This window comes from Microbacterium sufflavum (assembly GCF_023101165.1).
Lineage (GTDB): Bacteria > Actinomycetota > Actinomycetes > Actinomycetales > Microbacteriaceae > Microbacterium > Microbacterium sufflavum.
Genome location: NZ_CP078076.1, coordinates 2,471,796 through 2,484,325, shown reverse-complemented (window position 1 = coordinate 2,484,325; position 12,530 = coordinate 2,471,796). Strand labels below are relative to the sequence as shown.

Annotated in this window: 11 protein-coding genes; 2 read left to right on the top strand and 9 right to left on the bottom strand. The window is 72.3% G+C overall.

The window, feature by feature from the left end:
* Positions 1-21: 21 nt before the first annotated feature.
* Genes KV394_RS12015 through KV394_RS12005 form a run of 3 tightly spaced genes read right to left on the bottom strand, consistent with a single transcriptional unit; the run spans position 22 to position 2,779 of the window.
* Positions 22-282, bottom strand: a complete 261-nt coding sequence (locus KV394_RS12015; protein WP_136032554.1) for a YHS domain-containing protein — start codon at positions 280-282, stop codon at positions 22-24.
* 23 nt (positions 283-305) lie between these two features.
* Positions 306-2,573, bottom strand: coding sequence for a heavy metal translocating P-type ATPase (locus KV394_RS12010; RefSeq protein ID WP_247981536.1), 2,268 nt, complete (start codon positions 2,571-2,573; stop codon positions 306-308).
* Entirely contained in the window at positions 2,570-2,779 is a 210-nt protein-coding gene (locus tag KV394_RS12005; protein WP_136032558.1) for a heavy-metal-associated domain-containing protein, read from the bottom strand. Before KV394_RS12005 ends, KV394_RS12010 begins: the two co-directional genes overlap by 4 nt.
* A gap of 168 nt (positions 2,780-2,947) precedes the next feature.
* On the opposite strand from KV394_RS12005, the gene KV394_RS12000 reads away from it, so the two are divergent.
* The gene (locus KV394_RS12000; RefSeq protein ID WP_247981535.1) at positions 2,948-3,880 is read left to right on the top strand and encodes an HAD family hydrolase; all 933 of its coding nucleotides are present in this window, start codon (positions 2,948-2,950) and stop codon (positions 3,878-3,880) included.
* A 59-nt stretch (positions 3,881-3,939) separates the two neighbouring features.
* On the opposite strand, the gene KV394_RS11995 is transcribed toward KV394_RS12000, so the two are convergent.
* The 5 genes from KV394_RS11995 to KV394_RS11975 all read right to left on the bottom strand — a co-directional run bounded on the left by KV394_RS11995 (position 3,940) and on the right by KV394_RS11975 (position 9,358).
* A complete protein-coding gene (locus tag KV394_RS11995; RefSeq protein WP_205828285.1) occupies positions 3,940-4,824 on the bottom strand; it encodes a formylglycine-generating enzyme family protein in 885 nt (294 codons plus the stop codon).
* Positions 4,825-4,891: 67 nt separating this feature from the next.
* Positions 4,892-7,225, bottom strand: a complete 2,334-nt coding sequence (locus KV394_RS11990) for a sulfatase-like hydrolase/transferase (protein ID WP_247981534.1) — start codon at positions 7,223-7,225, stop codon at positions 4,892-4,894.
* Positions 7,226-7,239: 14 nt separating this feature from the next.
* Positions 7,240-8,541 (bottom strand): hypothetical protein, encoded by a 1,302-nt coding sequence (locus tag KV394_RS11985; RefSeq protein ID WP_247981533.1) that lies wholly within the window; start codon positions 8,539-8,541, stop codon positions 7,240-7,242.
* Between the two features lie 36 nt (positions 8,542-8,577).
* Positions 8,578-8,922: an SHOCT domain-containing protein gene (locus KV394_RS11980; protein ID WP_136032569.1), complete on the bottom strand. Its 345-nt coding sequence runs from the start codon at positions 8,920-8,922 to the stop codon at positions 8,578-8,580.
* 1 nt (position 8,923) lies between these two features.
* Positions 8,924-9,358, bottom strand: coding sequence for a DUF6325 family protein (locus tag KV394_RS11975; RefSeq protein WP_136032571.1), 435 nt, complete (start codon positions 9,356-9,358; stop codon positions 8,924-8,926).
* A 192-nt stretch (positions 9,359-9,550) separates the two neighbouring features.
* Here KV394_RS11975 and KV394_RS11970 point away from each other — a divergent pair, with 192 nt between their 5' ends.
* A complete protein-coding gene (locus tag KV394_RS11970; RefSeq protein ID WP_136032573.1) occupies positions 9,551-9,937 on the top strand; it encodes an SHOCT domain-containing protein in 387 nt (128 codons plus the stop codon).
* Positions 9,938-9,975: 38 nt separating this feature from the next.
* On the opposite strand, the gene KV394_RS11965 is transcribed toward KV394_RS11970, so the two are convergent.
* Positions 9,976-12,501, bottom strand: coding sequence for a LuxR C-terminal-related transcriptional regulator (locus KV394_RS11965; protein WP_247981532.1), 2,526 nt, complete (start codon positions 12,499-12,501; stop codon positions 9,976-9,978).
* Between the last annotated feature and the right edge of the window lie 29 nt (positions 12,502-12,530).

Genomic DNA, 12,530 nt, shown 5'->3' with positions numbered 1-12,530 from the left:
AGCCCCGCACGGTGCGGCCACTCAGGCGGCCGCGATGTACTTCGCGGGGTCGGCGTCGAACGCCGGACCGCAGCCCGCGCAGCAGAAGTGGTAGCGGGTGCCCTCGTAGTCGCGGAACAGCCCGGCGGCCTCGGCCTGCGCGATGACCACGGGACTCCCGGCCATCACCGGGCACGTGGTCATGCCCTCGGCGTTCGACGCCAGCAGGTCGGGGCGTCCCTCGGCGGCGACACCGCCGGCGGCCGGGACGCTGCAGCAGGATCCTGCGGGGGAATCGGACATGTCGGTACTCCTCTTTCTCGGTGTCACTGGGCGTCCACCGCCGTGCTGCGGAACGACCGCAGGCGGAGGCTGTTGCCGACCACGAAGACGCTGGAGAACGCCATCGCCGCGCCGGCGAGCATGGGGTTGAGCAGGCCGAGCGCCGCGAGCGGGATGGCCGCGACGTTGTACGCGAACGCCCAGAACAGGTTGCCCTTGATGGTGCCGAGCGTGCGTCGGGAGAGACGGATCGCGTCGGCCGCGCTGCGCAGGTCGCCGCGCACGAGGGTGATGTCGCTCGCCTCGATCGCCGCATCGGTCCCCGTTCCCATCGCGAGCCCCAGGTCGGCCTGCGCGAGGGCCGCGGCGTCGTTCACGCCGTCGCCCACCATCGCGACCACCCGGCCCTCGTCCTGCAGCCGGCGCACCACCGCGACCTTGTCGGCCGGGAGCACCTCGGCGATCACCTCGTCGATGCCGACCTCCGCGGCGATCTGCTCCGCGACCGCGCGGTTGTCGCCCGTGAGCAGGACGGGGGTGAGCCCGAGCCCGACGAGCTGGGCCACGGCCTGTGCGCTCGTCGCCTTGACCGTATCGGCCACCACGAGCACGCCACGCGCCGCGCCGTCCCAGCCGACAGCGATCGCGGTCTTGCCCTGGCGCTCCGCCTCCGCCTTCGCCTCGGCGAGCGCGGACGGCAGATGCTGCGACCAGTCCGCGAGCAGGGACGCACGACCCACGATCACGGCGTGACCGTCGACCACGCCCTGCACGCCACGGCCCTCGATGTTCGTGAAGTCCTCCGGCGCGGGCAGCGCGCCCAGCTCCCTCGTCGCCGCGGTGGCGACGGCCTGGGCGATCGGGTGCTCCGAGGCGTCCTCCAGCGCTCCCGCGAGGCGCAGCAGCTCGGCGCGCTCCACGCCCTCCGCCGGGTGCACGGCCGTGAGAGTCATGCGCCCCGTGGTGACGGTGCCGGTCTTGTCGAGCACGACCGTGTCGACCCGGCGCGTGGACTCCAGGATCTCGGGGCCCCTGATGAGGATGCCGAGCTGAGCGCCGCGACCCGTGCCGACGAGCAGCGCGGTGGGCGTGGCGAGTCCGAGCGCGCACGGGCAGGCGATGATGAGCACGGCGACGGCCGCGGTGAAGGCCGCGGCGGCCGGGAACCCCAGGCCGAGCCACACGCCCAGCGTGCCGAGCGCCACCACGATCACGATCGGCACGAAGATGCCGGACACCCGGTCGGCGAGGCGCTGCACCTCGGCCTTCCCCGTCTGTGCCTGCTCCACGAGCCGGGCCATCTGCGCCAGCTGCGTGTCGGAGCCGACGCGGGTCGCCCGCACCACGAGACGTCCGCCCGCGTTCACGGTCGCCCCGGTCACCGCGTCGCCCTCGCGCACCTCCACCGGGACGGACTCGCCCGTGAGCAGGGAGGCGTCGATGGCGGAGGTTCCCGCGACGACGACGCCGTCCGTGGCGATCTTCTCCCCCGGACGGACGACGAACTCGTCGCCCACCGCCAGCTCGGCCGTGGGGATCCGGGTCTCCACGCCGCCGCGCAGCACCGCGACCTCCTTTGCGCCGAGCTCGAGCAGCGCGCGCAGCGCCGCCCCCGCCTGCCGCTTGGAGCGCTTCTCGAAGTAGCGTCCGGCGAGGATGAAGGTCGTCACCCCGGCGCCCACCTCCAGGTAGATGTTGCCCGCCCCGTCGCTCGGTGCCACGGTCAGCTCGAACGGGTGCGTCATGCCCGGCATCCCGGCCGTGCCGAAGAAGAGGGCGTAGAGCGACCAGAGCAGCGCCGCGAGCGTGCCCATCGAGATGAGCGTGTCCATGGTCGCCGCCCCGTGGCGCAGGTTGGTCCACGCGGCACGGTGGAACGGCCACGCCGCCCACACGATCACCGGTCCGGCGAGCGCGAGCGACAGCCACTGCCAGTACGTGAACTGGAGTGCCGGGATCATCGCCATCGCGATCACCGGGACGGTGAGCACGATCGACACGATCAGCCGCTGGCGCAGTGCGGCCAGCCCGTCGTCCGCCTGTTCCGGCGTCGCGTCCTCGGCGGTCGGGGCCGGAGGCGCGGGGACAGCGGCGGTGTAGCCCGTCTTCTCGACCTCGGCGATGAGCACCGCCGTGTCGAGGCCGGCCGGCGCGATGACCGTGGCCTTCTCGGTCGCGTAGTTGACGCTCGCGGTCACGCCGGCGATTCGGTTGAGCTTCTTCTCGATCCGCATCGCGCACGACGCGCAGGTCATGCCCCCGATCTCCAGCTCGACGCTGGTCTCGTCGGGCACGGATCGCGTATCGGTCATGACCGCACCGCCTCGTAGCCCGCCTCGTCGACGGCGGCCAGCACCGCGGCGTCATCGACCGGGGCGGAGCTGTGGACCACGAGGCGTCCGGTCTGCGCGCTGACGTCGACGCCGTCGACCCCGGGAATGCGGGAGACCTCGCCGCGGACGGCCATCTCGCAGTGCCCGCACGTCATCCCGGTCACCTGGTACTCGCTCGTGTTCATCGTCGTTCCTCTCCGCTGTCAGGATACCCCCCTGGGGTACTCCCTGGCCACAACCCTATACCCATCACGGGTATTCCCGACGCCGCCGAACGCCCCGCTCGGACCACGCTCGCCCCGGCGGGGTGAGCGTCCGCCCCCGGCGCCCGGCCCGCCTGGCACCCTGAACAGATGGACGACGCGACGCTCCCCTCCTGGAGGGACACCCCCACCCGACGCGCCATCGAGGCGTTCGTGACGGGCGTGGCGACCGGACCGGATGCGGTGCCCGCGGAGGAGCGCGTCGCCGTGTTCGACAACGACGGAACGCTGTGGACCGAGAAGCCGATGCCCACGCAGCTCCACTACGTGGTGGAGCGTTGGCGGGAGGTGGCCCTGGCGGATCCCTCCCTGGCCGACACGCAGCCCTACCGCGCGGCCGTCACGGGCGACCTGGCGTGGCTCGGCGCGGCCGTCGAGAAGCACTACGCCGGGGACGACTCCGACCTCGGCACCATCATCGCCGCCCTCGTCGGCCTCACCGACGGACTCGACGTCGAGCAGTACGCCGCCGCCGTGTCGGCGTTCTTCCGCACCGCGCGCCACCCCGTGCTCCACCGCCCCTACACCGAGCTCGTGTACCAGCCGATGGTCGAGCTGCTGCGCTACCTCGAACGCCACGGCTTCACGTGCTACATCGTCTCGGGCGGCGAGCGCGACTTCCTGCGCCCCCTGACGCAGTCCATCTACGGCATCCCGCCCGAACGCGTCGTGGGTTCGGCGCTGGGGCTCACGTACGACGAGGCGACCGGATCGGTGCGCTACTCCCCCGCGCTCGCGTTCTTCGACGACGGACCCGAGAAGCCGGTGCGCATCTGGAGCCGCATCGGCCGACGCCCTCTCCTCGCCGCGGGCAACTCCAACGGCGACATGCCGATGCTCGACCACGCACGGCGCGGCCCCCGCCGGGGTCTCGCGCTGCTGATCCACCACGACGACCACGACCGCGACGACGCCCCGTACGACGCGGGCGCCGACAAGGCCCTCGCCGCCGCACGCGAGCGCGGGTATACGGTCGTGAGCGTGCGCGACGACTGGGCGAGCGTGTTCCCCGCACCCTCCTGACCGCTCAGCCCCCGGCGCTCAGCCCCCGGCGCTCAGCCCGCGGCGCTCAGCCCCGGCGCTCAGAGGGCGCAGCGGAAGCCGATGTGGGTCATGGCGGTGTCCTCCGCCTGTGCCGACCGCGCGGCCGGGCGATACCGCAGGCAGTACTCGGGGGCGCACAGGTGTGAGCCGCCCTTGAGCACGCGCCGCGGGATGGGCGAACCCGGCTCGGCCGACAGCAGGCTCGCCCGGCGACCGGGATCCACCGCGACCGTGCCGGGCGGCACGTGCCGGTGCGTCCAGTAGTCCGCCGTCCACTCCCACACGTTGCCGATCATGTCGAACAGGCCGTAGCCGTTGGCGGCGAAGCTGCGCACGGGAGCCGTGCCCACCCAGCCGTCCGCCCCGTCGTTGCGGTAGGGGAAGGCACCCTGCCAGGTGTCGGCCATCAGCACGCCGTCCGGCTTCGTCTCGTCGCCCCAGGCGAAGCGCGCGCCGACCAGTCCGCCGCGCGCCGCCCACTCCCACTCGGCCTCGGTGGGCAGCCGCTTGCCCGCCCACGCGGCGAACGCGGCCGCATCCGGATAGGCGATGTGCACCACCGGGTGGTCGAGACGGTCGTCGATCGACGAGTCCGGCCCGAACGGACGCCGCCAGAACGCACCAGGCTCCCACCGCCACCACTGCCGCCAGTCGCGCAGGTCGACCGGGCCTGACGTCGGTGTGAACACCATGGCGCCGGGAACGAGGTCGTCGGGGTGCACGCCGGGATAGTCGGCCGGATCCATCGGCTGCTCGGCGACCGTCACATAACCGGTCTCGTCGACGAACACCGCATAGTCGCGGTTGGTCACCGGGTGCTCGTCGAGACGGAACGACGCCACCTCGCGCTCGTGAACCGGGCCCTCCTCGGGGTAGAACTCGTCGGAACCCATTCGCAGCGTGCCACCGGGAACCTCGATCATCGCCACCATGCCTTCATCGTAGGGGCCGTCCGCGGGGCCGGGCCGTGCCGGGCGACTCCGGCGGCCGCTACTCGCGGGAGAGCATCGCGGCCGCCTCCAGCTCCAGGTCGAGGTACTGCTCGGCGCTCACGTCGATCCCCACGCCCAGCAGCTTGCCGCCCGTGAACGGGAACGCGCTGCCGTACTGGCGGCTCACCGGGTCGGCGCTGTCCCAGCCGACGCAGAGGCCGTCCCCGCACAGGGTGAACTTGCCCACCTGCGCCCGCATCGGCCCGGACGCCACCGCCCGGTCGTCGACGTACAGCGTCGCGGTGCCCACGGACTCCCCGTGCTCACCCGCCCCCTCCCGCACGAACTCCACGCCGAGCGTGTGCGGACCCGGCGTGAGCGGCTCCGACGTGAAGGTCTGCTCGGGCGGGATGCCCAGGAAGTTGTACACGTAGGTGAGCCGGCCGTCCTTCACGAACAGCGAGTGCCCGCCGAACCGGGAGCCGTGCGCGAACAGCACGCCCTGCGCCCCGTCCTCGAGCACCGCGTCGGCGATGATCTTGAACGACCGGCCGCGCACGTTCACCGCGACGCTCTCGGGCACCGCGGCCGTGCCCGGGTAGTACACGTACCGCTCGCGGGGCCGTTCGGCCTGCGGGCGCTGCACGGTCAGCAGCTCCCTGGCGGACCGGTCGTCCAGCGGCAGCGCGAAGTTCGCCTCGGCCTCCGCGAACCACGCGTCGATGAGCTCGCGGAGCTTCTCCGGATGCGTGGCGGCGAGGTCGTGCGCCTCCGCGCGGTCTTCGGCCACGTGGAACAGCTCCCACGCGTCGTCCTCGAAGTGCCCCGTGCCCGTGAGCGGTGCGTGCACGGCGGCGGCCTTCCACCCGTCCTTCCAGATGCCGCGCGTGCCGAGCATCGCGTAGTACTGGACGTGCTTCTCGCTCGGGCCGTCGGGAGCCGCGTCGAAGCTGTACCTCATCGAGACGCCGTCGAGCGGACGCTGCGTCACCCCGCGGTACGTCTCCGGCATCTCGACGCCGATCACGTCGAGCACGGTCGCCACGATGTCGACCGAGTGGTGGTACTGGTGGCGCAGCTCTCCCTTCGCCGCGATGCCCTTCGGCCAGTGGATCACCATCGGGTCGCACGTGCCGCCCGAGTACTGGGAGTAGCGCTTGAACATCGGGAAGGGCGTCGAGAACGCCGCGGCCCACCCGGTCGGATAGTGGTTGTAGGTGTCCGCGGAGCCGAGGTGGTCGATCATCGCCAGGTTCTCGGCGAGGTCGTCGGGGAAGCCGTTGAAGAACTTGTTCTCGTTGACCGAGCCGTCGGGCGAGCCCTCCCCCGATGCGCCGTTGTCGGCACAGTAGAACACGAGGGTGTTGTCGAGCTGTCCGGTCTCCTCCAGATAGTCGATGATGCGGCCGACCTGCGCATCGGTGTACTCGCTGAACCCGGCGAACACCTCGGCCATGCGGGAGAACAGGCGCCGTTCGTCGTCGTTCAGCTCCGACCACGGCCGCACGCGATCGGCCGGGTTCGCGACGTCGTCCGGCATCGGGTTGAACGGGGTGAGCGCGGTGCCCTCGGGCAGCACGCCCCTGTCGATCATGCGCGCGAGCACCCACTCCCGGTACGCGTCGTAGCCGTCGTCGAACATCCCCCTGTACTTGTCGATGTACTCCTGCGGCGCATGATGCGGGGCGTGGTTCGCACCGGGACAGAACCAGAGGTACCAGGGCTTCGACGGGTTCGACGCCTGCTGGTTGCGGATCATCGTGAGCGCCTGGTCGGCGAGGTCTTTCGACAGGTGGTACCCCTCCTCCGGCGTCGCGGGGGCGTCGATGAAGTGGTTGTCCTCGACGAGATCCGGGTACCAGTTGTTCGTCTCGCCGCCGAGGAAGCCGTAGAACCGGTCGAAGCCGAGCTGCAGCGGCCACATCGAGCGGTTGCCACCCGGGGCGATGTCCTCCTCCGGCACGTTGTGGTTCTTGCCGACCCAGAACGTGGAGTAGCCGTTGTCCTGCAGCACCTGCCCGATCGTCGCGCACTCGGCGGGCAGCCGTCCCGCGAAGCCCGGGAACCCCGTGGTGCCCTCCATGATCACCCCGGCGCGATTGACGTGGTGGTTGCGGCCGGTGAGCATGGTCGACCGCGTCGGCGAGCACAGCGCCGTGGTGTGCCACTGCGTATAGGTGAGTCCGTTCTGCGCGAGCCGGTCCATGGTCGGCATGCTGATGCGTCCGCCGTACGGCGACCAGGACGCGAGGCCCGTGTCGTCGTACAGCACCACCAGCACGTTCGGCGCGCCGTCCGGAGCGGTCCGCAGCTCGTACGGCGACCAGTCCGGCGTCGAGTCCCGCACGTCGAGCCGGATCTCTCCGGTGAAGTCCGCGTTGAAGTCCGACATGTCCACTCCTTCTCTCATGGGTGTTCCTCCGGTGCCATCGGCGCGATGGGCGGGCGACGCAGCAGCTCCACCAGCACGACGAGCACCAGTACGCCCGCCGCGACGCCCACCACGGCACCGAACGACACCGGCCGCAGGACGATCAGCAGGAGGAGCGCGACGACGAGCCCCGCGACCAGGATCGGCCCGCGGTACCGGTCGACCGCCACACCGAACCGCCCCGTGGAGACACCGTGACGCTCCGCGGCGCCCCGGAGCGCGGCGACACCGCTCTCCACGGCCGTCCGCGTGCGCACCGCGGCGCGGGACGACCCGGCGACCCAGGCCCACAGCACCACCAGCACCGCCGACAGGGCGAGCGCCGCGACCGTCGAGGACAGCAGCGCCGTCACCTCATCGAACAGCGACGCCGCCGCCGCAGCGGTCATGATCGACGGGCTCACCGCGCCCAGGAAGAACGAGCGGCCGATGCCCAGGCCGGCAGCCAGCAACAGGAAGGCCGCGGCGAGCGCGACACTCGTCCACAGCAGCGCCCGTGGTCGGTCGCGGGCCAGCAGCACCCCCAGCACCACGAGCCCCGCCAACACCCACGGCAACCAGAAACCCGCCGCGACCGCGACCTGGTACAGCGCCCGGACGAGCACGAGGGCATCGGCCTGGGCGATCGGGATGGAGCGGTCGATCACCGGGATCAGGTCTGCCACGCCGACACCGCGCTCCGCCAGTGCATCTTTCACGCGCTCGATCACCACACCGAGGTCGAGCGACAGCACCCCGTCGTCGGCCAGCTGCAGCGCGGTCCCCGGCTCGTCCTGCAGCACGGCGACCGCACGCTCGTGCGCGACCCGCAGCGACTGCGCCCAGATGTCGGCGAACTGCGCGGACGACACGACGTCGTGCACCACGCCGTCGATCAGGGACGACAGCCCCGACGCCGCCGGAGCCTGGAGGAGCGTGAGCGCGGACTCGGCGCGGGGCGGCAGGTCGAGCGAGCGCAGCCCGTCGAACAGCTCGCCGACGACGGCGTCGAGGTCGACCTGCTCGTCGATCGCGGCGCTCACCTGGTCGGCGACGAAGTCCTGCACGTCGGGGTCGTCTGCGAGCGGCCCGAACGTGGCGACGAAGCGGTCCGCGTCCACGAGCTGGAGGCGGGCCCAGGTTCCGAGCACGGCGACGGGCGCGAGCAGCACCGCCACCGCGAGCACGACCCCGGCGAGGATGCTGCGCGCGGCGGGCCGACGGCGCGGCGTGCGCAGGGCCTCGTTCTCGCGCTCGAGCAGCTCGACCCGCGCCCGTAGCTCGTCGAGCTCGCCCATCGGTCCTCCTCGATCGTCGTCGTGGTGCACCGGCGGCTAGGTGCCGAGCAGCCGCTGCTTCGCCGCCGCGAACTCCTCCGCCGACAGCACGCCCGCCTGCTGCATGGCCGCGAGCTGCTGCAGCTTCGCGATCAGGTCGTCGCCGGCGGGAGCCGTCGGTGGCGCGGGTGGCGTGGCGGGGGCCGTGGCGTCGCGCACGGTCGCCTCGACCTGCGCCTGCTGCTGCGCGGCCTCGTACTGCTGCTGCTCGTACTCCTCCTGCGCCCGGCGGGCCTGGTGCCGCTGCGCCGCCCCGGTGACGGCCGTCGCCGTGCCAGCGACCACGGCCGTGCGCGCGGCGAGGCCCAGCAGTCCCGGCCGTCCGAATCTCCGCAGAGGCATGTCAGTCCCCCTCCTGGTCGAGGATGTCGATGAGCGCATTCACCACGGGTGCGGGGACGCGCTCCGTGCGCAGCACCCGTCCACCCGCGGCCGCGAGGTCGTGCGCGAGCACGCGGGCGAACGCGAGTTCCAGGACCACGACCGCCGCCGAACGACCCGGATCGAGCTCGCCGGCCAACAGCTCCACGTCTTCCTCCCCCGCGAGACCGGAGACGATGGGGGCGAACCCGGCGAGCCCGAGCTGCTCGGCGTCGTCCTCCAGCTCCAGGATCTCGATGTCCCCGTCGGTCGTCTTGCCGACGAGCACGATGTCCAGGATCCGGACGACGCCGCTCTCGGCGACGTCGGCGAGAGCACGGAAGGTGCCGGGGTCGGGTCGATCGCCCTCGAACCCCACCAGATAGAGCTCGACCGGGCCGAACCGGAAATCGTTCATGGCACCGCCTTCCTCGCGCGGATCAACGGCGTCATGCTCGCACCATCGTCGCGTGGCCCTCACGAGGGGATCACCCGGGCGGGGTGAGCTGCGACGACGGCGACTCGCCCGGATCGGGTGACCACCGCCACGCCCGGCACCGTGGTCGCTGCCACGATCACCTCACCTGCTCATCGACGAAAGGGGTCCGACGTGTCGTTCTGGGAAAGCTTCTGGGACATCATCTGGTGGTTCTTCTGGGTGTTCGTATTCGTCTCCTACCTCATGGTGCTGTTCAACATCGTCGCCGACCTGTTCCGCGACCACGCGCTGAACGGCTGGTGGAAGGCCGTGTGGATCATCTTCCTGATCTTCGTGCCCTTCCTCACCGCGCTCATCTACCTGATCGCGCGCGGGCGGGGAATGGCCGAACGTGCGGCCGCCTCCTACCGACAGCAGCAGGACGCCGCCGATACGTACATCCGCAGCGTCGCAGGGACCAGCGCGACCGACGAGATCGAGAAGGCCTCGAAACTGCTCGCGGCCGGCACCATCACCGACGCCGAGTTCGCCGCGATCAAGGCGCGCGCCCTCGCCTGACCCGGGTGGACGGGGGCCGTCGAACGCGGCGCCCCCGTTCACACCGTCGAGCGCACGGCCTCCCGGCGCGACGACACCCCGAGCTTGCGGTAGATCGCCCGCTGATGCGTCTTGACCGTGTTGACGGACACCGACAGCTCCCGTGCGATCTCGGGCAGCGTCCGTGCGGTCTGCAACTGCTGGAACACCTCCCGCTCCCGCTCGGACAGACGATCCGCGAGCGAGCCCGCCGCGTCCATCGCGAGGCAGCGGCCGATGAAGTCCTCGAACTGCGTGCCGAAGTGCACGTGCTCGTGCAGCAGCCGCCGCACGGCCACCTCGCGCGGCCCGAACAGCACGCGGATCCCCTCGCCGGACGCGACAGCGACGGCCGCCTCGCACAGCTCGTGCGCCTCCTCGTGCCGCCCCGCGTGCCGCCGCATCACGGCGGCCGTGATCAGCGTCGACGCCTTGACGTACGACACCTCGGCGTACCCCCGCAGCGAGCGCAGCGACTCCAGCGCCGCGGGGTACTCCTCCGCGCGACGAAGCACGCCGGCGAGCGCGACGTTCACCAGCGGAAGGTCGGGACGCTGCACCGAGCGTGCCGCGATCCGGCGGGCGCGCTCGCCACTGCCTACGGCCTCGTCGAGCAGCGCCACGGCCGATTCCCGCAGCGCCGCCCAGCTGAACCCGCGGATCACCTCCAGCGGGATCTCCTGCACCGCGATCGCCGCGCGACGGCACGCGGCCACGTCGCCGGTCTCGGCAGCCGCGTAGGCGATCATCATCCTCGACAGCCCGGCGACCACCCGATCGGCTTCTCCGCCGTCGAGGACCGCGGAGAACGACTCCGCCGCGTCGGCGCTGTCGCCCGACCAGTAGGCGACGAACCCGGCCGCGGCAGCCTCGGTCCCTCCCCGATGCCGTTCGTCGGAGACGTGCGGGGCGATGCGGGCGAGCGTGTCGCGAGCGTCGACCACGCGACCGGCCCAGACCTGTCCGAACGCGAGTTGGGCGAGCGACCAACGCACGCGCTCGGGGTCGGCCGAGCGCTCGGCCTCCCGCGCCGCGGCGGCGAAGTACTCGACCGGCAGTGCGGGGTCGCCGCGATGACGGATCTCGCTCCAGCCCAGCAGGTAGTCGAGCGCGGTGCGGTCTGCGACCTCCACCGCCGTGGCGTCGTGCAGCAGCGCGTGCACCTGCGCGCTGGCCTCCACCACGTCGGCGCTGTCGTCCGCGAGCAGCAGCCGCGCGACCGGCACGACCGTCGACGTCGGCACCCCGTCGCGGTCCCGCAGCGCGTGCGCCCGCTGGAACAGCTCGCGTGCCACGTGGCGCTCGCCGAGCGCATCGCACGCGCACGCCTGCACGAGGAGGAGGTCGGGGTCGTCGGGGTCGTGCCGCCGTAGCTCCGTCACCGCGTGCTCGACCTCGGCGGCGCTCCCGCCCACGACGAGCCCGAGCCAGTGTCGATCCAGGATGGTGCGCGCGACGTCGGGCTCACCGCCCCGCAGGGCGTGCCCGATCGCGGCGACCGGATCGGACTCGGCCAGTGTCGCGGCCGCTCGACGGTGCACGTCGGCGAGCCGGTCGCGATCGCCCGCCGCGATCTCACCGCAGCGGCGGGCGAACGTGCGGTGCCAGCGATAGACCGGGCCGTGCGGTCCGTCGAACCGGTCGAGGAACAGCCCCAGTCGCACGCACGCCTCCAGCAGCTCCGCGGCGTCCTCGCGCTGCGTCACCTGCGCGGCGAGCTCGGGCGTGAGCTCGGCGCAGACGGTGGCGTCGAGCACGAAACGGGCGACCTCCGGCGGCAGGGCACCCAGCACGTGCTCGCGCACGTACTCGCCGAGGAAGCTCGACGCGCTCGGGGCGCTCCGCTCCGGGCGGGCACCACCGATCATCATGAGCCGGACGGCGATCGGCCACCCGCCCGTCTCCTCCACGATCGCGTCCGCGCCGAGGCCCTCTCGCGCGGCGGGAGCGAGCCGCGCCACCTCCTCGCGCGTGAAGCTCAGCAGGTCGGCCCCGAGGAACCCCTCCGGGGCGGTCACGCGCTGGCGGCTCAGGGTCAGCTCGAGCAGCGTCGTCCCCACCAGCACCAGCCGCAGACCGTCCGGCGGCTGCTCCGCGAGCATGCCGAGAAGGCCGTGGCGCCACCGCTCCCCCGCCCGGTGTGCGTCGTCCACCACCAGGTGCACCCGCGCGTCGCGGTCGCCGAAGACCCGGCAGATCTCCTCGTACGCACGCTCCGGGTTCGTGAGGGCGGGCAGGTCGCGCGCGGAGGCGTCGCCGCTGGTCGCCCGAAGCGCCTCGACGACGCCGCGGGTCAGCCGCGCGGGGTCGACGTCGAACGGGCTCAGCGCGAGCCACGCCACCCGGTCCACGCCCGTCGCCCACTGTGCCACGGCCGTGGTCTTGCCGAAACCGGAGGGAGCACTCACGACGGTGACCGGCGCGCCGGCGACCGCCGCGTGCAGTGCCTCGGTCACCCGGTCGCGTCGCAGCACGCCGGGCTGCGGGCCCGGCGGCCGGAACCGCATGGTCGGCCCTGGACTCGTCTGACGCAGGGGGGACGACATGGCAGTCACCCTAGTGACGGCCGCGCGAC